The organism is Arthrobacter sp. P4_F11 (genome assembly GCF_056401395.1).
Map to the genome: position 1 here is coordinate 25,681 of NZ_JBFUJK010000016.1, position 21,972 is coordinate 47,652.

The window sequence follows — 21,972 nt, forward strand, 5'->3', positions numbered from 1 at the left end:
CTGAAGGTCCCGCCCTTCGTCCGCCGGCGGTCGCGGCGGCGGGGCCGCGGGGGCGGGGCGGGGCGGGGCCGCGGGTCACGGAAGCGGGGTGTCGCTGCGGCGGACGCCGTCTTCATGCAGTTCCAGCGCGCTCATGACGAGGGCGAAGTGGCTGAAGGCCTGCGGCGTGTTGCCCAGCTGCCGGCCGGTGTCGACGCCCCACTCCTCGCTGAGGAGCCCGACGTCGTTGCGCAGCGCCAGCAGGCGCTCGAACAGCTCCCGGGCCTCGTGGCGCCGGCCAGCCCCGATCAGGGCCTCGACGAGCCAGAAGGAGCATGCCAGGAACACCCCCTCCTCGCCGGGCAGCCCGTCATCGCTCTGTGCCGGCAGGTAGCGGCGCAGGAAGCCGTCGTGCGTCAACTCGCGCTGGACCGCGTCGATGGTGCCGATGATGCGCGGATCATCCGGCGGGAGGAACCCCACCCGGGGCAGCAGCAGGAGGCTTGCATCCAGCTCCGGCCGCCCGTAGGACTGCACGAACGTGTTGCGGTCGGCGTCGAACCCGTTGGCCATGACTTCGGCGTGGATGGCGTCACGCAGCTCCTCCCAACGGTCCGCCGGGCCGGTCAGGCCGAAGTCGCGGACGCCTTTGACCATGCGGTCCGCCGCCACCCAGGCCATCACCTTGGAGTGCGTGAAATGGCGTTGCGGGCCGCGCATTTCCCACAGCCCGTTGTCCGGCTGGCGCCAGGCCGTCTCCAGGTGTTCCATGAGGGCCACCTGGACGTCCCAGGCGTCGTCGGTGTGTTTGAGCAGGGAGTTCCGGGTCAGGGACAGGCAATCGAGGACCTCGCCCCAGACGTCGAGCTGCAGCTGGCCGGCCGCACCGTTACCGGTCCGCACCGGAGCGGAGTTTTCGTAGCCCTTCAGCCACGGCAGTTCGAGCTCCGGCATCCGGCGTTCGCCGTGGAGCCCGTACATGATCTGCAGATCCGCCGGGTCCCCGGCGATGGCGCGGAGCAGCCAGTCGCGCCACGCGCCGGCCTCCTCCGTGTAGCCCGCGGCCAGCAGCGCCTGCAGCGTGAGCGTGGCGTCGCGGAGCCAGCAGAAGCGGTAGTCCCAGTTCCGGGTGCCGCCGATCTCCTCCGGCAGCGACGTCGTGACGGCGGCCACGATCCCGCCGGTGGGGGCAAACGTCAGGGCCTTGAGCGTGATCAGCGAGCGCTGGACGGCGTCGCGGTAGCGTCCGGTGACCGTGCACTTCGCCGACCAGCGAAGCCAGAACTCCTCGGTGGAGGCCAGGACCGTTTCCGGGTTCACCGACCGCGGCCGGCGGAGGTGGCTGGGGCTCCAGGTCAGCACGAAGGGCACACGCTCCCCGGCCTTGACCGTGAAGTCGCTGACGGTATGCATCCGCTCACCGCGCAGCGGCGCCTCGGTCACCAGATAGGCGGCATCGGGTCCGGCGACGGCGTGGATCCCGAGCTCGTCGTGGCGGACCCACGGCACAATATGGCCGTAGTCGAACCGGAGCGCCAGTTCGCCGCGCATCCGCACCGTGCCGCGGACACCGACCACGATCCGCACGATATCCGCCACCTCGTCGCGGGGCGGCATGAAGTCAATGATCCTGACCTTGCCCTCGGGCAAATCCCACTCGGTTTCCAGGATCAGCGTGCCCTTCCGGTAGCGGCGGCGCGTGCATTCCCCGCCGCCCGCCGGTGCCAGGAGCCACCGGCCGGCCGCGGGGGAATCGAGGAGGGCGCTGAAACAGGCCGGCGAGTCGAAGCGCGGCAGGCACAGCCAGTCGATGGAGCCTTCGGTGCTGATCAGGGCAGCGGTGTGCAGATCGCCGACCATTGCATAATCCTCGATGCGTACCATGACACTTACAGTGCCACACCGCCGCCCCCGGCACGGCGGAGGGCGCACGGCGGAGGGCACACCGGGTCGGCGCACCGGGCCGGCCGGAAGGACGAGGATTCATCGTCGGGCGGAAGGGGAAGGGGCATGACAGGGCACGTGGCCGCTGTGCGGATCGGCACATCCGGCTGGAGCTATGACCACTGGGACGGAGTCCTCTATCCGCCGGGCCTGCCGGCCCGGGACAGGCTGGCATATTACGCGGCCCGCTTCGACACCGTGGAATTGAACGCCAGCTTCTACCGCTGGCCGAAAGAGGACTCGTTCGCCAGCTGGCGCCGCCGCCTGCCCGACGGTTTCGCCCTCTCCGTCAAGGCGCCCCGCGGCCTGACGCATGCCAAGAAGCTTTACGCCCCCGAGGTCTGGGCGGACCGGATCACCCGGTGCTGGCACGAACTCGGCGACAAGCGGGCCGTGCTGCTCGTCCAGCTGCCCCCGGGTTTGGCGCGCGACGACGCCCGGCTGGACTACTTCCTGTCGGCTCTGCCCGGCTGGATCCGCGTCTGCGTGGAGTTCCGCCACCCCAGCTGGGACGACGACGCCGTATACGACCTGCTGGAACGTCACGGCGCGGCCTACTGCATCATGAGCGGCGCCGGGCTCCCGTGCGTCCTGCGCGCCACCGCGGCGTTCGTCTATATCCGGCTGCACGGCCCCGACCACGACGTCCTGTACGGCGGGTCCTATTCCGATGACGACCTGCGCTGGTGGGCGGACCGGATCCGCGAGTGGCAGGCCGGCGGCAAAGACGTCTACGCGTATTTCAACAACGACGGCGGCGGCAACGCCGTCCGCAACGCCGCCACACTGCGCGGGCTGCTAGGTGAGCCGCCACGCTGGTAATCCGGCGTGGCGGGGGGCCCGGGTCCGGGGACCCCGCCGGCACGGCCGGAGCCCGGCACTGTGGGAGAGTGGAGGCATGGAATTGGCCTCGCAACCAGCGCAGCAGCTGCCCGTGTCCGGCAACAGGGCCTTCCGGCTCGCCCACTGGGTGTCGGACACCGTCAACGGGTTCCGGCTCAAGACGGCCCGGCGCTGGAAGTTCAGCCCGCAGACAGTCGCCTATCAGGGCTACGGCTCGACCGAGTGGGTCAGGGTACTGGGCCGCGTGGTCCTCACCAGCCGGCCGGTGCCCGGCGGCAAGGCGGAGCGGCTGGCCCTGAACGGCAACCAGAACTTCCGCGGCTGGCGGGCGTTCACGAGTGTCCCGGTCCAGTTCACCGAGGTGGAGATCCAGATCGGCGGCGTCACCACCCGCGTGCATGCGGACCGCGGCGGCCTGGTGGACACCCTGGTTCACGTGGCGTTGACCCCGGGCTGGCATACGGCCGTGCTGCGCGCCGAGGGAACGGAACCGGTCGAGGCCAGGATTTTCGTGATCTCGCCGGACACCAGGCTCGGCATCGTCTCGGATATTGACGACACCATCATGGTCACCGCCCTCCCCCGGCCCTTCCTGGCGCTGTGGAACACCTTCGTCCTGAACGAACGGGCCCGGATGGCGACACCCGGCATGGCCGTCCTGCTGGATCGGCTCAAGGTGGAGCACCCGGAGGCGCCGGTGATCTACCTGTCGACGGGGCCGTGGAACGCAGCTCCCACCCTGGCCCGTTTCATTGCCCGGAACCTCTACCCCTCCGGCGCGCTGCTGCTCACGGACTGGGGGCTGACGCACGACCGCTGGTTCCGCAGCGGCCAGGAACACAAACGGCGGAACCTTGAGCTGCTGGCCCAGGAGTTCCCGAACATGCGCTGGCTGCTGTTCGGCGACAACGGCCAGCACGATGAAGAGATTTACTCCGGCTTCGCGCAGAAGCACCCGGACCAGGTGGCCGCGATCGGCATCCGGCAGCTCTCGGCCAGCGAGGCCGTCTTCGCCGGCGGCCACTCCGACACCGGGGACCACTCGGAGTCCTCCGTCCCGTGGTTCTATTCGCCCGACGGCGCCGGGCTCGCCAAGGGCCTGCAGGACCTGGATCTGCTCTAGGTTGTCCCGGTTTGAGGGGCGTCAGCCCGCCGGGTGTGGCTCTCCGACGTCGTCGGTTTCGTCCTGCCCGCCGGCGCCGCCGGGCTGCGCGGCGCTGCCGGGCTCTCCGGCGGACGCCGCGCTTCGGGCCGCAATGACCTCCTGGAGCCAGTAGTAGGAGGCCTTCGGCGTGCGGACCTGGGTATCGAAATCGACGTGCACCAGACCGAACGGCTGTTTGTAGCCGGCGGACCACTCGAAGTTGTCCATGAAGGACCACACATAGTAGCCCCGAAGGTCGATGGCCTCGGCGGCGCCGCCGGGACGTGTCGCTTCCAGGGCCGTGCCGATGTGGTCTGCGAGGTAACGCAGGCGCCGTTCGTCCGGGATTATCCGGCGGTCCGTCCCGGCAGGCTGGACCACGACGTCCTCGAAACTGGCTCCGCCTTCGGTGATGAAGACCGGGGGCAGATCCGGGTAGCGCTCAGCCATCTCGGCCAGGGCGACGGACATGTATTCGGGCTTGACCGGCCAGCCGTAGGCCGTGGTCTCGGTGTCCGGGAACGGTGCGATGTGGAAGGGCGCACCGGGTGTCCCGCTGAGGTCGTCCCCCATGGCCTCCGCCATGCCGGGCGGCACGGCCCCCTCACCCGGACCCGCCCCGACAAGGGTGGGCATGTAGTAGTTCAGGCCATAGAAATCCAGGGGCTGGGAAATCAGCTCCATGTCTTCGCTGGACGGGCTGAAGGACGACGAAAAGAAGGTGGCGGCCCGGATGACATCCGGGTATTTGCCGAGCAGCACCGGATCGGCGTAGAGCCGGTTTTGCGCCACATCCATGAGTCCGGCACTGACCTTGTCCAGCGGGTTCGCGGTGGCCGGGACCATCGGTGAGTAAACGTTGGTGATGCCGATGTCGCCCGGCACCTTGGCGGCACGCAGCGCCTGGAGCGCCAGGCCGTGGCCCAGCAGTTGGTGGTGCACGCTGGGGAGGGCCTTGAGCATGAGGGCCTCGCCGGGCGCGTGCATGCCCAGGGCGTAGCCGTTGGTGGTGACTGTGGCGGGCTCGTTGACAGTCACCCAGCGCCTCACGCGGTCCCCGAAAGCAGCCGCGGCGATGGCGGCGAAGTCCCCCAGCCGGTAGGCCGTGTCACGGTTCATCCAGCCGCCCGCTTCGTCCAGGGGCAATGGGGTGTCCCAGTGGTAGAGCGTTGCCATGGGGGAAATGCCGTTGGCGAGCAGCAGGTCGATCAGCCGGTCGTAGAAGTCCAGCCCGGCAGGGTTCGCGGGTCCGCTCCCGCCGGGCTGGATCCTGGACCAGGACAGCGAAAACCGGTACGAGTCGATCCCCAACTCCTTCATCAGAGCCACGTCCTCGGGCATCCGGTGGTAGTGGTCGCAGGAAACGGCCGGGCTCTGGTCCTCCACGATCGACCCCGGCTTCGCGGCGAAGACATCCCATCCGGAAGGGCCGCGGCCGTCTTCATCGAGTGCACCCTCGATCTGGAAGGCAGAGGTCGCCACACCCAGGGTGAAGCCGGGAGGAAGAAGGGAAGCCAGACCCTTGGCGGAAGCGTTCATCGACGGGGACCTCTATGTAGTTTCGGTGGTTGGTTGACTGATCTTAGGCTCCCCCGGGGGTGAGCGCCACGACCCTGGCCGTTTGACGGACGCGATGCCAACGGCCACTGTTGATCGGTGCACGTGAAAATTGAACAAGGCGTCAACCGCCGGCCGCCGTCGGCGCCGCCCAGCCCCGGCCGGCAGGCGGCAGCCCTCCTTTGCTTCCTGGCGGTCTCCCATGGGGTGTCCTTCGTAGCGTCGCTGGTCATTATCGGCAACGCCGACGGCTGGTACGCGGCGGCAGAGAAAGCTCCTTGGACTCCGCCGGGCTGGGCCTTCGGAGCGGTCTGGACGGCGCTCTACACGACCATGGCAGTGGCGGCGTGGCTCGTCTGGCGCCGGGGAACAGGACTTCGCTCCGGGCGCGGCCGGGGGGCCATGACCGTCTACGCCATCCTGCTGCTCGTCAACCTCGCCTGGGCGCCCCTGTTCTTCGGCATGTACCCCATGGCCGGCGGGGCCGCGCTCTGGCTGGCCCTGCTGCTCATCGCCGTCCATGCGGTGGCTGCCGCCGTCACGGTGGTCCGGTTCGGCCTGATCAGCCGGGCGGCGGGCCTGCTCATGCTGCCGTACCTCTCCTGGATCGTGTTCTCGCTGAGCCTGAACGCCTATGCCGCCGCCAGCAATTGATCCCTGGCATCCACTGGTCCTTGCCGCTCAGAACACCGAGGTCTCCGGCCCGAACAGGAAAACCTTGGCGTGCTCCACGGCCTTGCGGAAGGCATCGTTCCGCAGCGTCACGAGCTGCTCTGCCTCGTCCATCGAGGGTTCCAGATACTCCGTGAAGCCTGGTCTCAGCACCCAAATATCACCTGCGGGCGGCAGGTAGAACACGCCGAAGGATCGATGCTGGCTGTCTTCATCTGTCCAGATCGGGACTACCGCCAGCGCTGCACCCGTGTCGATGTTGATCCATTGCGCACGGGGCAACGGGGCCTCATGCGCCTCCGGGTCCAGGAACGGCGCCGTTCCCCCGCCCCAGCGCGCTTCGAAGCGCTCGTGGAACACCGGCATAAGGTGTGAATCGTAACGGCGCCATGCGCTCATGGCTGGTCTCCTCCTCAGTGGATATAACTGCCGGGTGGGACTGCTGGGTGGGTTCCTGCCCGGGTCAGCGGCCTGGCCAGGAGTGTTTCCCCGTCACGGCCCGGGTTCCCAGCGGACGGGGAGCACGCGCACAAGGGGATCCCGACGCCGGATGATGCGCACCGGGATGTCGCGGCTGCCTTGGCCTTCATGGTCGTTCCGGTGCTGGAAGGTGTCGTCCTCGACGGCGGGACGCCAGCCGCCAGCGTCGTACTCCGCCCGGCTCCTGGCGTCCCGCAGCACGGCGAAAGCGTGCAGAATGGCGCTGACATCGGCCGGGTCGAGGCCTGCCTGGCCGACGTCGGGATGGTGCCGGCGCATCAGCGCCCGGAAGGCGCGGCCAATCTCCTGCCGGCCCGCCTCCGGCGAGACGTGCAATAGCGCATAGTAGCCTCGGGGATCAGTGTTCCTGCCGGGCATGATCGGCCTCCGTTGCATGCAGCCGGTGCCGGAGCGACGCTGCGGGCGCCGCGCCGGCCCGGGGCTACTTCCCGATCTCCTGCATCTTGTCCTGCGAACGGGTGACTTCAATCTTCCGCGGCTTGGCCGCCTCCGCCACCGGGATGCGGAGCGTCAGGACGCCGTCGGCGTAGTTCGCCTTGACGTTCTCCGTGTCCAGGGTGTCGCCGAGGATCAGCTGGCGGCTGAACACTCCACGGGGACGCTCCGAGACCGTCAGTTCAACGTCGGGCCGCGCCGGGTCGCGCCGTTCCGCCCGGACCGTCAGGACGTTGCGCTCAATGTCGAGCCCGATCGAGTCGGCATTGACCCCCGGAAGATCGAACGCGACGACGAAGACGCCGTCTTCCTGCCACGCGTCCATGGGCATGGGCGCTGGGCGCGCCACGGTCCCAAACACCTGCTGCGCGAGCCGGTCGAAGTCACGGAACGGGTCCGTCCGAATCAACATCATTTCCCACTCCTTCAGCGAGCCTTGATCTGCATTCCTTCCACAACCCACCACAATTTTCCTGTGGTATCGGGTATAGATTTTTTATAGCACCGGTGAAACACTGATGCAAGGGAATTTTCGGAACGGGAGGAAGACCATGGCGGACCGGGGCGCGAATTCAGGCCTGTACGCCATCTCGGTAGTGGCGCAGCTGGTGGGCACGGGGCAACAGAATATCCGGCTCTACGAGCGCCGGGGGCTCCTCGCGCCGGACCGCACTGCGGGTGGCACCCGGCAATACAGCGACGCAGACCTTGTGGTGCTGCGGCGGATCGGCCAACTCCTGGCGGAGGGGCTCAACCTGGCCGGCGTGGCCAAGGTGATGGAACTCGAGGCCGCCAACGCCCGGCTGCGGGCCGAACTCAAGCGGGCGCGCAGCCGCTGACGGTGCTCAGTCCTGGCTGGTGTCGGCGGTAGAGAGCGTCCCGGTGACCTGTTCGCCCGGAATCCGCGCCGTCCGCCAAGTGTCCAGCGCAATGACGCCGCCCAGGATCACGAGAGAGATCGAGAAGGCGCCCAAGGCATCGGTCATCCAGTGGTAGCCGAGGTAGAGGCGGCTGACGGCGGCGAAGAAGATGCCGATCCCCGCCACAATGAAGGCGATGACAGCGGACATGGGGTTCTTCCGGCGCGAAAAGACCAGGTAGGTGGTGACCAGCAGGAAGTCACACGCGCCGAGGACGTGGCCGGACGGAAACGAGAACGTGGAGTCGGCACCGAAGAGCATGAGGTCGATCGGAGGCCGGTGGCGTTCGACGATGTGGCCGATGACCTGTGCCAGAATGACGCCGGTCAGCATGGCGCCGGCCAGGAGCATCGGCCGCCAGGCATGCTTGGCGAGCAGGCCCCAGGCCACCGTCACGATCAGGACGATGATTGGCAGGCCGATGGGGCCGAAGATGACCGCCAGGATGATCATGATGATGGTGGTGGGTTCCGCCCGCAGGGTCAGGAGCCAGGTCCGCACGGGCTCATCCGCCGCCGAGATGCCGCCGTGCTGCAGGACTCCGGCGAGGATTACCACGAACAACACGGCGCCCGCGATCATCAGGACGACTGCGGTCCGGTAGAGATTCCGGCGCGCCGTCACGCTCATGAAGCGCTCCTCCACGACGAACTTTTCGTGGAAGGTCCGCCACCGCCCCTGGGGTTTGCCTGCTTGAGCCTGTGCCATGTCGCTGTGCCGCCTTTGCGCCGTGTTGTGGATGGTCCCCGTTGAAGATTATCCCTGTTATTCACCGGGCGGCGGGCACATCGGCCGCCCGGGCTTCCCGCGGCAGGGTCCCGGTCCGGCGGCCGGTTGCGTAAACCGCCGGCCGGACAGGGCGGGGCCTTGCTGTGAGCCGCTTCACAATGTAGCCTCCAACACAACTTGTGATGCTTATAAAGCAACTCTTAGGAATCAATGATGAGCGGGATGGAGAACAATATGGTCGAGGAAAAGCCTGACGGCGCCGGCGCAGGGCGGAACCGCGGCAAGGTCACCGACGTGGAGACCTACGGCATTGAGCGGATCCCCGAAAAGGACCGCAATGCCAGCGCCTTTGACTTGTTCAGGGTTTCGTTCGGCGGGGCCAACACCTTTGCCACCGCCTTCCTGGGCGCATTTCCGATCCTGTTCGGCCTGTCGTTCTGGCAGGGGCTCGCCGCGACGGTGACGGGCCTGGTTGTCGGCGCCCTCCTTCTGGCGCCCATGGCCGTCTTCGGCCCCACGAACGGAACCAACAACGCGGTGTCCTCCTCCGCCCACCTGGGCGTGCACGGCCGGGTGGTCGGATCATTCCTGTCACTGCTGACCGCGCTGGCATTTTTCTCCATCTCGGTCTGGAGCTCCGGCGATGCCCTGGTCGGCGGGCTGAACCGGCTGGTTGGCCTGCCGCAGGACATGGGATCGTTCGCCGTCGCCTACGGCCTCTTCGGTGGACTCGTTCTGGTGGTCTGCGTCTACGGGTTCAAGTTCATGCTGCTCGTGAACAAGATTGCCGTCACCGCGGCCACCCTGCTGTTCGTCGTCGGCTTCATCGCCTTCGCGGGCGACCTCAACCTGAACTTCGAGGGCGCCTTCGGAACCGGATTCGACGGCGTCGGCGTCGCAGGGTTCATCCCGGCGTTCATCGGCGCGGCCCTGATCGTCATGTCCAACCCCATCTCCTTCGGCGCGTTCCTGGGCGACTGGGCGCGCTACATCCCCACCGGCACCCCGAAGCGCAAGGTCATGGGCGCGGCGCTGCTGGCCCAGCTGGCCACCCTTATTCCGTTCGTCTTTGGCCTGGCCACGGCGTCCATCATCGCCACCAAGGCGCCGGAATTCATGGACCCGGCGGCGCCGAACTACGTCGGCGGCCTGCTGGCAGTCTCCCCCGCCTGGTACTTCATCCCGCTCTGCGCCATCGCCCTGATCGGCGGCATGTCCACCGGGGCGTCCTCGCTGTACGGGACCGGCCTTGACTTCAGCAGCGTCTTCCCGAGGTTCAACCGGGTCCAGGCCACCCTGTTCATCGGGGTCCTGGCGATCGCCTTCATCTTCGCCGGCCGCTTCGCCTTCAACCTCGTCCAGAGCATTTCCACGTTCGCCACCCTGATCGTGACCTGCACCGCGCCCTGGATGGTGGTGATGATCATCGGTTTCATCACCCGCCGCGGCTGGTACGACGCCGACGCCCTCCAGGTGTTCAACCGGCGCCAGACCGGCGGACGGTACTGGTTCAACCACGGCTGGAACCTGCGCGGCATGACGGCCTGGCTGGTCAGCGCCGCCGTCGGGTTGAGCATGGTGAACATGCCCGGCCAGTTCCAGGGGCCCCTGGGCAACCTGGCCGGCGGTGTGGACATCAGCCTGCCGGCATCGCTGGGGCTTGCAGCCGTCCTCTACCTCGGGCTGCTGTGGATCTTCCCGGAGCCGCGCGGCGTGTTCCCGGCCGCCGGGCCGCGCTGGATCCCCTCGAAGGACACCCCGGTGCCGCCGGTCATCGATGCGGCTGGAAACACCGTCGCTAACGGAACACCGGAGGCAGCCGCGCCGGACTTGCACGGCGACTTCGACACGGAACTGGTGGGCCAGCGGTGACGTGGTTCGATCTCAGCGTCCCGCTGCGCACCGGAATGCCTGTCTATCCCGGCGACCCGGAGGTCCGGATCGCATCGGCACTGACCGTGGAGGCCGACGGCGCCAACGTGCTCTCGCTCGGACTGGGCTCCCATTCGGGTACCCACGCCGACGCACCCCTGCATGTGGGCGACGGCTGGGCAGGTTTGGACGAATTGCCGCTGTCCCTTTTCGGCGGCGTCGCCGAAATCGTGGACGTCCGGGACGTGGCCCGCGGCGGCGCCATCACCGCCGCGCACTTGGCGGGAATCGCCCCGGCGGGCTCAGCCGGGGAGCCAGGGAAACCCGGGTATCGGGACAGTCCAGAGAAAATCCTCCTGCTGCACACCGGCTGCGCAGCGGCGTGGGGAACGGAGGAGTACCTCAAGCACCCATGGCTGGAGGCTGCGGCGGCGCAACTGATCGTGGACCGCGGCTACCGCGCCGTAGGCCTGGATGCCCTCAGCGTGGATCCCACCTCCCCCGGCGCCACGCACGGCGACCAGCAGGGCAACCAGGACGGCGACCCGGCCGGCGGCGGTTTCCCCGCCCACGCCATCCTGGCCGGAAACGGCTGCATCATCGTGGAAAACCTCACCGGGCTGGAACAGGTCCAGCGGGCCACAGACGCAGGATCCGACGTCGAGCTCTTCCTCTTTCCCCTCAATATCCCCGGGGCCGACGGCGCTCCGATCCGGGCCGTGGGCCGGCCGCTGCCGGCGGCGCTGCAGCCGGCAGCGCCCCGCGCCCTCAGCCGCGAAGAGGTCCAGGAGGCAGCCGACCGCCTGGTCGCCGCCTTCGCCGCCACGGACACCGAGGCCTACTTTGCGGCCTTCAGCCCGCAGGCGACCTTCATCTTCCATCCGGAAGCCCAGCGCCTTGGGTCCCGCGGCGCCTACCGCACCCTTTGGGACAGCTGGCTCGCCGGTGGTTGGCGTGTGCTCGAATGCCGGAGCAGGGAGCAGGATATCCAGCTCCTCGGGGCTACCGCGGTGTTTTCACACCGCGTGGCCACGACGGTCCGGGTTGACCGCAACGGTGGCCGCGATACGAGCGATGAACGGGAGACCATCATCTTCTCCCGCGCCCCCGACGGCGGCATTGTTTGCGTCCACGAGCATCTTTCGGCCTGCCCGCAGTGATGCCGGGTGATTAGACTCACTGGGACCACCCGGGCCTGGGTGGATCTGCAGGTCAGCCGCCCGGGCCGCAATGTGCGGGCATTTGGCGTCCGCACGGGCCACGCGCACACGCGGCGTGGTGATTTGACGGGCCAATAAATATGACGTTACTGTTCCTGAATCCATTGGGGCCGACTAGAAGTACTCCAAGAAAGACAGAGCGATGACCACCATTACCGAGCCCATTGAGATCCAGGTCGACAACCGGCGCGTGCTCGACGACCGACTCAACGACGCCGTCCGCGGGCTGCAGCAGCTCGCCATGACAACCGGGACGCACGGCATTTTGCTCACGCGGCACAAGCCGGGCCACTACACCGCGGCCCTCTCCGACCAGGTTCCCTTCGGCATGACCCGGGAACAGGTTCACTAAGCAACCAGCACACCGGACGCTGAGAACCGGACTCAAAAGAGCCAGGTCCCGGGCGGCTGAGCATCGACTCGCCGCCCGGGACCTTTTTGGTGCTTAATGCACTGCCACCCGTCAGTGCCAGTTACCCGTCGTGGACGGTTTGCCGGTCGTGGTCGGGTTACCAGTCATGGACGGTTCCATCCACGAGGCGGTTGTAGGGCAGGTAGGCCTGCTGGTAGGGGAACGCGGCGGCGGCTTCCTCGTTGAATTCGACGCCGATGCCGGGCTTGTCGCCCGGGTGCAGGTAGCCGTCGACGAAGGTCATGGATTGTTCGAAGACCTCGTTGGTCTTGTCCGAGTGCTGCATGTATTCCTGGATGCCGTAGTTGTGGATCGCCAGGCCCACGTGCAGCTGCGCGGCGAACCCGACCGGGGAGATGTCGGTGGGGCCGTGGAAGCCGGACTTGATCTGGTACTGCGCGGCGTAGTCCATCACCTTCTTCAGCGGGCTGATCCCGCCGAAGTGGGTGGAGGCTGCCCTCACGTAGTCGATCAGCTGTTCCTTGATCAGGGCCTGGTAGTCGTAGACGGTGTTGAAGATTTCCCCGATCGCCAGCGGGGTGGTGGTGTGCGCCCGGACCAGGCGGAGGGCTTCCTGGTTTTCGGCCGGGGTGCAGTCCTCGAGCCAGAACAGGTCGTAGGGTTCGAGCGCCTTGCCCAGCTTCGCGGCCTGGATCGGGGTCATCCGGTGGTGCCCGTCGTGCAGCAGCGGGAGGTCCGGGCCGAACTCGTTGCGCACCGCCTCGAACACGGTGGGCAGGTGGCGGAGGTAGGCGCGGGTGTCCCAGTCCTCTTCCTGCGGGAACGCGCCGCGCCCGGCCGGTTCGTAGTCATAGCGCTCCCCGGAGGCCTGGGCCTGCGCCGCGACGCCGTAGACGGCCTTGATCCCGGGCACCGCGGTCTGGATCCGGATCGACTTGTAGCCGAGCTCCAGGTGCTCACGGACCGAATCGAACAGGGACGGCAGGTCCGCGCCGGAGGCGTGCCCGTAGGCGCGCAGCCCGTTCCGGGACGCCCCGCCCAGGAGCTGGTAGACCGGCATTCCGGCGAGCTTGCCCTTGATGTCCCACAGCGCCATGTCCACGGCGGCGATCGCGGCCATCGTGACCGGGCCACGGCGCCAGTACGAGGACCGGTACAGGAACTGCCAGGTGTCCTCGATCCGGTGCGGGTCCTTGCCGATCAGCAGCTGCGCGACGTGCTCCTTCAAATAGGCGGCCACGGCGAGCTCGCGCCCGTTCAGGGTCGCGTCCCCGATCCCGGTCACGCCGTCCTCGGTGGTGATCCGCAGGGTCACGAAGTTCCGGGAGGGGCTGGTGACGAACACTTCAGCGGCAATGATTTTCACAACAGGTCCTTTTCTGCTCTAACGGGGGGTGTCTTAGTTGCCCGGCGCCAGCGGCCCGGCGCCGGCCGGAACGGTGGGGGCGCCGTCGGCGGTCCCGGACGGCCGGACGACGGCCGAAGAACCGTCGCCGCGAGGCGGCGGGCTTAAAACGGGGGCTTAGCGCTGGGTGGTTCCGCCCGGCGTCCCGAGCAGTGCCAGCTCCGCACGGCCGGGCAGGCCTTCCCAGTCCCCCGCGGTGCTGACGGCAAAGGCTCCCGCCAGGGCGCCGCGCTGCAGGCGGCCGGCGACGTCGGCGCCGTCGAGCAGGGCGGACAGGTAGCCGGCGGTGAAGGCATCCCCGGCGCCCACGGTATCGATGCTGGTCACAGGCACGGCGGGCACTTCCCATCGCCCGTCGGCGGTGTGGACACCGGCGCCGGCGGCGCCGCGCTTGACCACGACTTCACGGACGCCGCGCTCCAGCAGTTCGGCGGCCATGGCTGTTTCGGCGCCATCTGCATCTGTATCGGCATCGCCGGGGTGCGGTGATCCCTCCGGGCCAGCACCCACCGGGGCCGCGACCAGCCCGAGCTCATCGTCGGAGGCGATCACGATGCTGGCGTGCCGGGCAAGCGGCGTGAGCGCGGCGCTGGCCTCCTCCCGGGTCCAGAGCTTGCTGCGGTAATTGACGTCGAGAGAGACCTCCATGCCCTCGGCGGCGGCGCGCTCGGCCGCATACTCCACGGCCTTGCGGGCGTCGGGGCTGAGGGCGGCGGTGATGCCGGTCAGATGCAGGATCCGTGCCCCGGCCGCCAGGGCACGGTCCAGGTCCTCCCGGCCGAGGGTGGACCCGGCGGATCCGGCACGGTAGTAGAAGGCCCGGGTGACATCCGCGGTGCGCTGTTCAAGGAACATCACCCCGGTATTCCTTGCCGCGTCAATCCGGTGCCGCAGCCCGATCCCCTCGGCGCGCAGCTGCCGCAAAATGTACTCCCCGTGCGGGTCGGCGCCGACAACCCCGGCCCAGGTAACGCTGTGCCCGAGCCGGGCGACCCCGACGGCCACGTTCGATTCGGCCCCGGCCACGTGCATGCCGAGGCTGCCGCCGGCGGACAGCGGGCCGGTGGACCGCAGCGAGACCATGGACTCGCCAAACGTCAGCAGGTCGACTCTCTCTTCGGCCAAAGCCGGGCCGACGGCGGCCATCACCGGAGGCTCTCCGCGCGCGGGCTGCCGAACCCGGCGGCCAGGGTCACGAAACCGCGGGCCCGCTCCCGCATCGGGGCGAGGTCGCCGCCGGAGCCGGCATCGCCGAAGAGCGGTCCACCGAGCCCCACGGCAATGGCACCGGCTTCCCAGTAGCCCTCGGCTTCATCCAGCCCGACGCCGCCGACGGCGATGAACGGGATCCCGGGGAACGGGTCGCGGAGCGCCTTGAGGTAGCCCGGACCGCCGATGGAAGCGGGGAAGAGCTTGACAGCCGTGGCGCCGCGGTTCATGGCTTCGTGGGCCTCGCTGGGTGTCAGCGCACCGGCGAGCACAGGCAGTGCCAGCCGGGCCGACTCGGCAATCGACTCTGCCAGCGACGGGGTCACCATGAACTGGCCGCCCGCCTCGGCGACGCGGGCAACGTCCTGGGCCGTCAGCACCGTTCCGGCACCGACGAAGCAGCCCGCGGGGGCGGCCGCGCGGACTTCCCGGATGGCTTCAAGGGCCCGGGGCGTGGTGAGCGCTATTTCGACATACCGGAAGCCCTCCTCCATCGCCGCGAGGGCTGCCTTCGCGGCGGCCGCGCCGTCCGTGCCGCGCACAATGGCCACCAGCCGGCTTTCCTGGATCCCGGCCAGCAGCAGTTCGGGCGTCAGGGTGTTCTCCATGTCAGGCTTCTCCTTCGAGGCAAATACGTCGGGGCAAATACGTCGGGGCAAATACGCCGGGGCAACAGGTCCGGTCCCAGCGTTCCGGCGTTCACCACTCGGCGAAGGCGCCGTCGGGGTGCCGCCAGACGGGACCGCGCCAGGCATGCCCGCGCTTGTCCGCGGCCCGGACCACGGCCTCGTCGATCTCGATGCCCAGGCCCGGGCCGGTGAGCCGTTCGATGTGTCCGTCCACGAACTTCAGCGGGGACTTGTCCACGACGTAGTCCAGGACTTCGGCGCCCTGGTTGTAGTGGATGCCGATGCTTTGCTCCTGGATCAGGAAGTTGGGCGTCGCGAAGCCCACCTGCAGGCAGGCGGCGAGCGCCAGCGGGCCCAGCGGGCAGTGCGGGGCGAGCTGGACCTCGTAGATTTCGGCGAGCGAGGCGATTTTGCGGACCTCGGTGATGCCGCCGGCGTGGGAGAGGTCCGGCTGGGCCACGGCGATGCCGGCCTGCAGCGCGGGCAGGAATTCCTGCCGGCTGTAGAGCCGCTCACCGGTGGAGACCGGCGTCGCCGTGGAGGACGTGAACTCGCGCAGCAGGTGCGTGTTTTCCGGGACCACCGGCTCTTCGAGGAAGAACGGCCGGTACGGTTCCAGCAGCGGCGCCACCCGGCGGGCGTTGGCGAGGCTGAAGCGGCCGTGGAAGTCCACGGCGACGTCGCGGTGGTCGCCGAGGACCTCGCGGGCGGCGGCGACGCGGCGGACGACGCCGTCGAGCTCGGCCACGGAGGCGATGGGGCTCATCCGGCCGCTGGCGTTCATCTTGACCGCCGTCAGGCCGACCTCCAGCTGCGCGCTGATCTGGTCCGCCACCTCATTGGGCTCATCCCCGCCCACCCAGCCGTACATCCGGATCCGGTCCCGGACATGGCCGCCGAGAAGCTGGTGCACGGGCGTGTTGAAGTGCTTGCCCGCGATGTCCCAGAGCGCCTGGTCCAGGCCGGACACGGCGCTGGCCAGGATCGGCCCGCCGCGGTAGAAGGACCCCTTCGTCATGACCTGCCAGTGGTCCTCGATCCGCAGCGCATCGTTGCCGATGAGCAGCTCCGAGAGCTGGTCGACGGCGGTGCGTACGGTTTCGCTGCGGCCTTCGCAGCTCGCCTCGCCCCAGCCGACGATCCCGCTCTCGGTCTCGACCCGGACGAAGAGCCAGCGCGGTGCGACGAGGAACGTTTCAATCCTGCTGATGAGTGTCATCTGTTGCCTAGCCCTTGGTCGCGCCGGCGGTCATGCCGGAGACGATGTACTTCTGCGTGAAGAGCGCAATGATCATGATCGGAATGGTGACCACGGTGGCGGCCGCCATGAGTCCGCCCCAGTCGATGCTCGCGTAGGAGACGAAGTCGAAGATCGCGACCGGCAGGGTCTTGGTCTTGGAGCCGGAGAGCACCAGGGCGAACATGAAGTTGTTCCACGAGAAGATGAAGGACAGGATGCCGGCGGTGGCCATGCCGGCGACGGAGAGCGGCAGGGTGATGCGGCGGAAGGCGCCGATCGGGGTGAGGCCGTCCACTTGGGCCGACTCCTCCAGCTCCAGCGGCAGGGAATCGAAGTAGCTCATCATGATGTACACGATCAGCGGCAGCGCGACGAACATGTGGCTGAGGATCAGCACCTCGAAGCCGCCCACCATCTTCAGGTTGGAGAAGACGTAGTACCAGGGCACCAGCAGGGAGACGCCGGGGATGACGCGGGCCATCAGGACCACAAGGGCCGAGCGGTGCATCGTGAACCGGCTCATGGCGTAGGCGGCGGGCACGCCCAGGACCAGCGACAGGGCAGTGGAGACGAAGGCCACCCAGAAGCTGTTGAAGATGAAGACGAAGTAGTTGTTCCGCTGCAGCACATTGGCGTAGTTCTCGAACGTGGGGGTGAACAGGAACGACTTGCCGGTGTCGTAGATGTCCACGTTGGTCTTGAGGGATGCCAGCAGCATCCAGAACAGCGGGGCGATCAGGAACAGCACCACGGCCACCAGTGCCGCCACGCGGAACACCTTGTACGCGCGGGTGCCCAGCGGCTTCCGGGGGCGCGGCGCGATCTTGGCCGGCACGGCGGCGACCGTTTGGGGTTCGGTGTTTTCGGACACTACGGTCATTTGCTTACCGCTTTCTTGCGCATGGTCAGCAGCCACATGGAGCCGATGATGATCATGAAGAACAGGATCAGCACCGCGGAGGAGAGCCCGTACTGGTTGTAGTCGAAGCTCAGCCCGTAGGCGTAGACGTTGAGCGTTTCCACTTCGTGGAAGGACCCGCCGCCCTTGCCCTTGGTGGCGTAGAGGATGTCGAAGGTCTTCAGGGCGTCGATGCCCCGGAGCAGGATGGCGACGATCACGGTCGGCATCATGAGGGGCAGCGTGATGAAGAAAAACCGCTGGAAGGCGTTGGCGCCGTCCATCCGGGCCGCCTCGTCGGGTTCCTCGGAGAGCGAGGTCAGTCCGGCCAGGAGGATCAGGACCACCATGGGGGTCCACTGCCACACGTCCATGAAGATGGTGGTGCCGAGCGCCGTGTCCTGGCCGGAGAGCCAGGGCTGGGCGGGAATCCCGACCATGCCGAGCAGCTGGTTGACGAAGCCGATGTTGGGATCGAAGATCAGCCGCCACATCATGCCGACGGCCACGGGGGTGGCGACGAGCGGGAGCAGGATGGCCACGCGGACCCATTTTTCGCCGCGGAACGGGCGCCACAGCAGCAGCGCAATGCACATGCCGAGGACCACTTCGCAGACAAGGGCAACGCCGGTGAAGCTCAGCGTGCGGCCGACGGCGGGCCAGAAGCGTTCGACGTCGGAGAGGACCGTGAGGTAGTTCTGCACGCCGACAAACTCGGAGGCCGCCCGGACGGAGCCCTGCGAATCGGTCAGGCTCAGGTACAGGGTCCAGCCGAGGGGGAAGACGATCAGGACGCCGACGAAGATCATGGCGGGGGCGGCGAAGAGCCATTTGCGGTGCCGGTTGGCCCAGCCGGAGAAGTTCTCGCGTGCACCGGGGGTGCGGGCGCCCTTGCGGCCGGACGGCGGCTGGGTCTGGGCGCTGCGGGGAGTGGTCAATACAGACATGGTTCACCTAAGGAGTTGGGGGTGAAGTGAAAAGCTGGCCGCGGCGGGACGGCATCGGACCGCCGTCCCGCCGGGCTGTTTGGTGCTCAGGCGCAGTGCTCAGGCGCGAAGCCTGGCAGGGGCGCCTGGGGCGTTACTTCTTTTCGCTGTCCAGGAACTTCTGGAAGGCGTCGTGCGCCGTGTCGGCTGCGGCGGACGAGTCAGAGCCGGTGATGGTGGCGACGATCGGGCCGCCCACGATTTCGCGGGCCTTGCCTACGGTGACAACCTGGGGACGGTCGTGCCCGACGCCGTTCTTGGCGCTGGCGGAGATGGCCTCGGCGAGGTCCTTCGGGTAGGTGGAGGTGCCGGCCTGGTCAGCCCAGACCGACGCGCGGGGTCCGGGGACTCCGGCCTTCTGTGCCTCGAGGGTGCGTTCCTTGCTGGTGGCCCACTGGATGAACTTCCAGGCGTTGTCCTGGTTGCTGGATGCCTGGTTGATGGCGAGGCCCCAGGACGGGATGTTGTACGGCTTGGAGCCGGCGGGGCCGGCGGGCAGTGCGGCGAAACCGACGGTGTCGGCAACCTTGGACTTGGCCGGGTCGGTGGCGTTCTTGTAGAGCGAGTCGGCCTCCGTGTAGAAGGCGGCCTTGCCCTGGGTGAAGATCGCCATGGCCTCGGGCCAGCTCATGTCGGTGCTGACGTTGGCGGGGCCGTAGTTCTTGATCAGGCCGCCGTAGAACGCGTAGGCCTTCTTCGCGGCCTCGGAGTTGACGGCGGACTTGCCGCTGGCGTCGGTGAAGTCGCCGCCGAAGCTGTACAGGAAGCTGGAGAACTGGGTGACGGCGGCGGACTTGCCGGTGCGGGCCACGAAGCCGGCCGTGCCCGGGGAGGCAGCCTTGATGGCCTTGGCCGCGGCCTCGAGCTCGTCCATGGTCTTGGGAACCTCCAGGCCGGCGGCCTTCAGCAGGTCCTTGCGGTAGTAGAGGACTTCGCGTTCGGTGATGATCGGCACGCCGACCACCTTGCCGTCAGCGGTGGTGGCCTTGACCGGGCCCTCCTGGTAGTCCTTCCAGTCCCACGCGGCGTCCGAGGAGACCTTGGACGTCAGGTCCGCAAGGTAGCCGTTCTTCGCGAACGCCTTTCCTTCCTGGAGCGGGCGGTACATCATGACGTCGATCTCGTCGCTGCCGGCGTTGAGCTTGACGTTGTACTGGTCCGAGAGCTGGTCTTCGCCCAGCTGGGTCAGTTCGACCTTGAGTCCGCTGGACTTCTCGAATTCCGGAATGGCTGCCTTGATGCCCTCGGTCCAGACGTGGTTGGCGAGGGTGACCCGGACGGTGCCGGAGGTCTTGGCGTCGGCGCTGCCGCTGGCCCCGCCGCAGGCGGTCAGGCCCAGGGACAGGACGGCGGCGACGGCCGCGTACTTCGCAATTGAACGTCGCTTCATTACGACTTCCTTTGGTTTTCAGGGCTGGGCGTCTCTGTCCAGCCGGCTGCAAATGCATCTTTACATCTGCTCTGGAAGTGATCTTAGGTAAATAAAGCAGATTTATACAAGACCTTGTGGGCCGCCAGTATGATTTATTTATGAAAACTCCAAAGGCGGAGCCAACAGCAGACCTGCATGCCGTGCTGCTCCAGAACCTGGGGCTTGCCATCGCCGAAGGGACGCTGGCACCGCACTCGATCCTGCGCCTGGACGAGATCGAGGCCCGGCACAACGTCTCCCGGTCCGTGGTGCGGGAAGCCACCCGCGTGCTGTCCTCCAAGGGGATGCTGGAGTCGCGGCGGCGGCTGGGGACGGTGGTGCAGCCGGAGGAATCGTGGAACGCGTACGACCCGCAGGTAATCCGCTGGCGGCTGGCCTCGTCAAAGCGGCTGGAGCAGCTGCAGGCCCTGAACGAGCTCCGCGGGGCAATCGAACCGGCGGCCGCCCGGCTCGCTGCCGGGAGGGCTTCCTGGGATGCCGGCAGCGACCTCGTCTCGCTGGCCGCACGGCTGTGGGCATCCGGCCAGCGCGGAGACCGGGACGAGTTCCTCCGCCTCGACATCGAATTCCACGCGTCGGTACTCCGGGCCTCCGGCAACGCCATGTTCGCCCAGCTGCATAACCTGGTGACCGAGGTGCTGACCGGGCGCACCCAGCACGGACTCATGCCGCACTTGCCACACCACGAGGCCCTGCAGCTGCACGTCGATGTGGCCAGCGCTATTCAGCGCGGCGAGGCGGACGCCGCGCACGCCGCCATGAGCAGGATCGTGGAGCAGTCCACGGAGGAAATGGGCGACATCTGGTCCAGCTATCATGCCGGCGGCCCCGCCTCCCCCGAAGGGCAGCGCTTCCCCGAATGACAACGCGGGGACACTTCCCATCCCCACCCCCCGGACCGGCGCTAAGGGGCCCCGCGTTGCCTTGTCAGCCCGTTGCCTGGTTAGCGGCCGCCCTCGAGCTTCCGGCTGCGCTGTTCCTGGGCCATCGGCCCGTACGGATAGACGCCGACGCGCGGCCGGCTGGCCTCGGTCAGCCGCTCCGTCTCCTCCGCGGTGAGCCGCAGATCCGCGGCCGCGAGATTGTCCGCCAGCTGCGCGGTGGTACGGGCGCCCAGGATCACCGAGGTGACCGCCGGCCGGTCCGCCAGCCAGGCCAGCGCCACTTGGGAAGGGCTCACGCCGTGGCGCCCGGCGGTCTGCCCCACCTCGGCAATCACGTCCCAGGTGCGCGGATCGGCGTTGCGGGCCTCCCAGGCTTCCATCCCCCGCTTCGGGTTTTCGCCCAGACGGGTGGCCCCGGCCGGCGGCTGGTCGCGCTTGTACTTGCCGGACAGCCACCCGCCGCCCAGCGGCGACCATGGCAGCAGCCCGATCCCGGCGTCGAGTGCGGCCGGCACAATTTCCGACTCGATCTCACGGACCAGCAGGCTGTACTGCGGCTGCAGCGTCACCGGGGCACTCCAGCCATGGGCCTTCGCCACATGGACGGCCTTGGTCAACTGCCAGCCCAGGAAGTTGGAGAAGCCGTAGTAGGCGATTTTGCCGCTGGTGACGGCGTCGTGCAGGAACCGGAGGGTCTCCTCGAGGGGCGTGACAGGATCCCACGCGTGCAGCTGGTAGAGATCAATCTGTTCTACGCCGAGCCGGCGCAGCGAGTCATCGAGTGCCCGGACCAGGTGCCGGCGGGAGGTTCCGACGTCGTTGGGGGCCTGGCCCATCGGGAAGCGGCCCTTCGTGGCCACCACCGCCCGGTCCCGGACCTCGGCCCGGTCCGCCAGCCACCGGCCGATGATTTCCTCCGACACCCCCGAGCTGTAGACGTCGGCGGTGTCGATGAAGTTGCCGCCCGCCGCGAAGTAGTCATCCAGGATCGCGCGGGATTGCTCCTCGGTGGCCTCGGCGCCAAAAGTCATGGTGCCCAGCGCATAGTTGGAGACGACGGCGCCGCTGTTGCCCAGGGTGCGGTATTGCATGGAGCTCCT

The 21,972-nt window shown here is 68.0% G+C and carries 22 protein-coding genes; 8 read left to right on the top strand and 14 right to left on the bottom strand.

Translation table 11 applies throughout. The features are described 5' to 3' along the window. Nucleotides 1-75: 75 nt before the first annotated feature. Complete coding sequence (locus tag AC1DRO_RS16860) at nucleotides 76-1,863, bottom strand: glycoside hydrolase family 15 protein (RefSeq protein ID WP_476951708.1); 1,788 nt, start codon at nucleotides 1,861-1,863, stop codon at nucleotides 76-78. A 126-nt stretch (nucleotides 1,864-1,989) separates the two neighbouring features. On the opposite strand from AC1DRO_RS16860, the gene AC1DRO_RS16865 reads away from it, so the two are divergent. Further along, on the top strand, nucleotides 1,990-2,745 hold the full coding sequence (locus tag AC1DRO_RS16865) for a DUF72 domain-containing protein (RefSeq protein WP_476951709.1): 756 nt from the start codon (nucleotides 1,990-1,992) through the stop codon (nucleotides 2,743-2,745). Between the two features lie 76 nt (nucleotides 2,746-2,821). Next, entirely contained in the window at nucleotides 2,822-3,889 is a 1,068-nt protein-coding gene (locus AC1DRO_RS16870) for an App1 family protein (protein ID WP_230010202.1), read from the top strand. 21 nt (nucleotides 3,890-3,910) lie between these two features. Here AC1DRO_RS16870 and AC1DRO_RS16875 read toward each other — a convergent pair whose 3' ends face one another. Continuing rightward, nucleotides 3,911-5,449 carry a GH1 family beta-glucosidase gene (locus tag AC1DRO_RS16875; protein WP_476951710.1) on the bottom strand — a complete coding sequence of 513 codons (1,539 nt, stop codon included), beginning with the start codon at nucleotides 5,447-5,449 and terminating at the stop codon, nucleotides 3,911-3,913. A gap of 123 nt (nucleotides 5,450-5,572) precedes the next feature. Here AC1DRO_RS16875 and AC1DRO_RS16880 point away from each other — a divergent pair, with 123 nt between their 5' ends. After that, a complete protein-coding gene (locus AC1DRO_RS16880; RefSeq protein ID WP_476951711.1) occupies nucleotides 5,573-6,121 on the top strand; it encodes a TspO/MBR family protein in 549 nt (182 codons plus the stop codon). Nucleotides 6,122-6,148: 27 nt separating this feature from the next. On the opposite strand, the gene AC1DRO_RS16885 is transcribed toward AC1DRO_RS16880, so the two are convergent. From AC1DRO_RS16885 to AC1DRO_RS16895, 3 genes are all read right to left on the bottom strand, one after another. After that, complete coding sequence (locus AC1DRO_RS16885) at nucleotides 6,149-6,538, bottom strand: hypothetical protein (RefSeq protein WP_476951712.1); 390 nt, start codon at nucleotides 6,536-6,538, stop codon at nucleotides 6,149-6,151. Between the two features lie 93 nt (nucleotides 6,539-6,631). Next, nucleotides 6,632-6,955 carry a J domain-containing protein gene (locus AC1DRO_RS16890; protein WP_476951713.1) on the bottom strand — a complete coding sequence of 108 codons (324 nt, stop codon included), beginning with the start codon at nucleotides 6,953-6,955 and terminating at the stop codon, nucleotides 6,632-6,634. 106 nt (nucleotides 6,956-7,061) lie between these two features. After that, nucleotides 7,062-7,490, bottom strand: a complete 429-nt coding sequence (locus AC1DRO_RS16895; protein WP_476951714.1) for an Hsp20/alpha crystallin family protein — start codon at nucleotides 7,488-7,490, stop codon at nucleotides 7,062-7,064. 136 nt (nucleotides 7,491-7,626) lie between these two features. On the opposite strand from AC1DRO_RS16895, the gene AC1DRO_RS16900 reads away from it, so the two are divergent. Continuing rightward, nucleotides 7,627-7,914 carry a MerR family transcriptional regulator gene (locus tag AC1DRO_RS16900; RefSeq protein ID WP_028276131.1) on the top strand — a complete coding sequence of 96 codons (288 nt, stop codon included), beginning with the start codon at nucleotides 7,627-7,629 and terminating at the stop codon, nucleotides 7,912-7,914. Nucleotides 7,915-7,920: 6 nt separating this feature from the next. On the opposite strand, the gene AC1DRO_RS16905 is transcribed toward AC1DRO_RS16900, so the two are convergent. Then, on the bottom strand, nucleotides 7,921-8,703 hold the full coding sequence (locus tag AC1DRO_RS16905) for a phosphatase PAP2 family protein (protein WP_476951715.1): 783 nt from the start codon (nucleotides 8,701-8,703) through the stop codon (nucleotides 7,921-7,923). A 243-nt stretch (nucleotides 8,704-8,946) separates the two neighbouring features. Here AC1DRO_RS16905 and AC1DRO_RS16910 point away from each other — a divergent pair, with 243 nt between their 5' ends. The 3 genes from AC1DRO_RS16910 to AC1DRO_RS16920 all read left to right on the top strand — a co-directional run bounded on the left by AC1DRO_RS16910 (nucleotide 8,947) and on the right by AC1DRO_RS16920 (nucleotide 12,168). After that, a complete protein-coding gene (locus tag AC1DRO_RS16910) occupies nucleotides 8,947-10,596 on the top strand; it encodes a purine-cytosine permease family protein (RefSeq protein ID WP_476951716.1) in 1,650 nt (549 codons plus the stop codon). Further along, nucleotides 10,593-11,756: a cyclase family protein gene (locus AC1DRO_RS16915; protein ID WP_476951717.1), complete on the top strand. Its 1,164-nt coding sequence runs from the start codon at nucleotides 10,593-10,595 to the stop codon at nucleotides 11,754-11,756. Before AC1DRO_RS16910 ends, AC1DRO_RS16915 begins: the two co-directional genes overlap by 4 nt. Nucleotides 11,757-11,958: 202 nt before the next feature. Then, on the top strand, nucleotides 11,959-12,168 hold the full coding sequence (locus AC1DRO_RS16920; protein WP_028276129.1) for a hypothetical protein: 210 nt from the start codon (nucleotides 11,959-11,961) through the stop codon (nucleotides 12,166-12,168). A 157-nt stretch (nucleotides 12,169-12,325) separates the two neighbouring features. Here AC1DRO_RS16920 and manD read toward each other — a convergent pair whose 3' ends face one another. From manD to AC1DRO_RS16955, 7 genes are all read right to left on the bottom strand, one after another. Next, nucleotides 12,326-13,555, bottom strand: a complete 1,230-nt coding sequence (manD, locus tag AC1DRO_RS16925; protein ID WP_028276128.1) for a D-mannonate dehydratase ManD — start codon at nucleotides 13,553-13,555, stop codon at nucleotides 12,326-12,328. Between the two features lie 156 nt (nucleotides 13,556-13,711). Further along, nucleotides 13,712-14,740, bottom strand: coding sequence for a sugar kinase (locus tag AC1DRO_RS16930; RefSeq protein WP_476951718.1), 1,029 nt, complete (start codon nucleotides 14,738-14,740; stop codon nucleotides 13,712-13,714). Beyond that, nucleotides 14,740-15,411 (bottom strand): bifunctional 4-hydroxy-2-oxoglutarate aldolase/2-dehydro-3-deoxy-phosphogluconate aldolase, encoded by a 672-nt coding sequence (locus AC1DRO_RS16935; protein WP_476951719.1) that lies wholly within the window; start codon nucleotides 15,409-15,411, stop codon nucleotides 14,740-14,742. The genes AC1DRO_RS16930 and AC1DRO_RS16935 overlap by 1 nt, the downstream gene beginning before the upstream one ends. 91 nt (nucleotides 15,412-15,502) lie before the next feature. Continuing rightward, nucleotides 15,503-16,651: a galactonate dehydratase gene (gene dgoD / locus AC1DRO_RS16940; RefSeq protein ID WP_476951720.1), complete on the bottom strand. Its 1,149-nt coding sequence runs from the start codon at nucleotides 16,649-16,651 to the stop codon at nucleotides 15,503-15,505. Between the two features lie 7 nt (nucleotides 16,652-16,658). After that, nucleotides 16,659-17,552 carry a carbohydrate ABC transporter permease gene (locus AC1DRO_RS16945; protein WP_243181708.1) on the bottom strand — a complete coding sequence of 298 codons (894 nt, stop codon included), beginning with the start codon at nucleotides 17,550-17,552 and terminating at the stop codon, nucleotides 16,659-16,661. Then, complete coding sequence (locus AC1DRO_RS16950) at nucleotides 17,549-18,517, bottom strand: carbohydrate ABC transporter permease (protein ID WP_459385587.1); 969 nt, start codon at nucleotides 18,515-18,517, stop codon at nucleotides 17,549-17,551. Before AC1DRO_RS16950 ends, AC1DRO_RS16945 begins: the two co-directional genes overlap by 4 nt. 133 nt (nucleotides 18,518-18,650) lie before the next feature. After that, the gene (locus tag AC1DRO_RS16955) at nucleotides 18,651-19,946 is read right to left on the bottom strand and encodes an ABC transporter substrate-binding protein (protein WP_476951721.1); all 1,296 of its coding nucleotides are present in this window, start codon (nucleotides 19,944-19,946) and stop codon (nucleotides 18,651-18,653) included. 140 nt (nucleotides 19,947-20,086) lie between these two features. On the opposite strand from AC1DRO_RS16955, the gene AC1DRO_RS16960 reads away from it, so the two are divergent. Further along, a complete protein-coding gene (locus tag AC1DRO_RS16960; RefSeq protein ID WP_243181705.1) occupies nucleotides 20,087-20,851 on the top strand; it encodes a FadR/GntR family transcriptional regulator in 765 nt (254 codons plus the stop codon). 80 nt (nucleotides 20,852-20,931) lie between these two features. On the opposite strand, the gene AC1DRO_RS16965 is transcribed toward AC1DRO_RS16960, so the two are convergent. Beyond that, nucleotides 20,932-21,963, bottom strand: a complete 1,032-nt coding sequence (locus tag AC1DRO_RS16965) for an aldo/keto reductase (protein WP_476951722.1) — start codon at nucleotides 21,961-21,963, stop codon at nucleotides 20,932-20,934. Between the last annotated feature and the right edge of the window lie 9 nt (nucleotides 21,964-21,972).

Coding starts and splice junctions, on each gene's coding strand:
- AC1DRO_RS16920 (WP_028276129.1), top strand. CDS start 11,959: ATGACCACCATTACCGAGCCCATTGAGATCCAGGTCGACAACCGGCGC.
- AC1DRO_RS16865 (WP_476951709.1), top strand. CDS start 1,990: ATGACAGGGCACGTGGCCGCTGTGCGGATCGGCACATCCGGCTGGAGC.
- AC1DRO_RS16895 (WP_476951714.1), bottom strand. CDS start 7,490: ATGATGTTGATTCGGACGGACCCGTTCCGTGACTTCGACCGGCTCGCG.
- dgoD (WP_476951720.1), bottom strand. CDS start 16,651: ATGACACTCATCAGCAGGATTGAAACGTTCCTCGTCGCACCGCGCTGG.
- AC1DRO_RS16900 (WP_028276131.1), top strand. CDS start 7,627: ATGGCGGACCGGGGCGCGAATTCAGGCCTGTACGCCATCTCGGTAGTG.
- AC1DRO_RS16965 (WP_476951722.1), bottom strand. CDS start 21,963: ATGCAATACCGCACCCTGGGCAACAGCGGCGCCGTCGTCTCCAACTAT.
- AC1DRO_RS16905 (WP_476951715.1), bottom strand. CDS start 8,703: ATGGCACAGGCTCAAGCAGGCAAACCCCAGGGGCGGTGGCGGACCTTC.
- AC1DRO_RS16945 (WP_243181708.1), bottom strand. CDS start 17,552: ATGACCGTAGTGTCCGAAAACACCGAACCCCAAACGGTCGCCGCCGTG.
- AC1DRO_RS16860 (WP_476951708.1), bottom strand. CDS start 1,863: ATGGTACGCATCGAGGATTATGCAATGGTCGGCGATCTGCACACCGCT.
- AC1DRO_RS16885 (WP_476951712.1), bottom strand. CDS start 6,538: ATGAGCGCATGGCGCCGTTACGATTCACACCTTATGCCGGTGTTCCAC.
- AC1DRO_RS16960 (WP_243181705.1), top strand. CDS start 20,087: ATGAAAACTCCAAAGGCGGAGCCAACAGCAGACCTGCATGCCGTGCTG.
- AC1DRO_RS16910 (WP_476951716.1), top strand. CDS start 8,947: ATGGAGAACAATATGGTCGAGGAAAAGCCTGACGGCGCCGGCGCAGGG.
- AC1DRO_RS16870 (WP_230010202.1), top strand. CDS start 2,822: ATGGAATTGGCCTCGCAACCAGCGCAGCAGCTGCCCGTGTCCGGCAAC.
- AC1DRO_RS16935 (WP_476951719.1), bottom strand. CDS start 15,411: ATGGAGAACACCCTGACGCCCGAACTGCTGCTGGCCGGGATCCAGGAA.
- AC1DRO_RS16930 (WP_476951718.1), bottom strand. CDS start 14,740: ATGGCCGCCGTCGGCCCGGCTTTGGCCGAAGAGAGAGTCGACCTGCTG.
- AC1DRO_RS16950 (WP_459385587.1), bottom strand. CDS start 18,517: ATGTCTGTATTGACCACTCCCCGCAGCGCCCAGACCCAGCCGCCGTCC.
- AC1DRO_RS16875 (WP_476951710.1), bottom strand. CDS start 5,449: ATGAACGCTTCCGCCAAGGGTCTGGCTTCCCTTCTTCCTCCCGGCTTC.
- AC1DRO_RS16955 (WP_476951721.1), bottom strand. CDS start 19,946: ATGAAGCGACGTTCAATTGCGAAGTACGCGGCCGTCGCCGCCGTCCTG.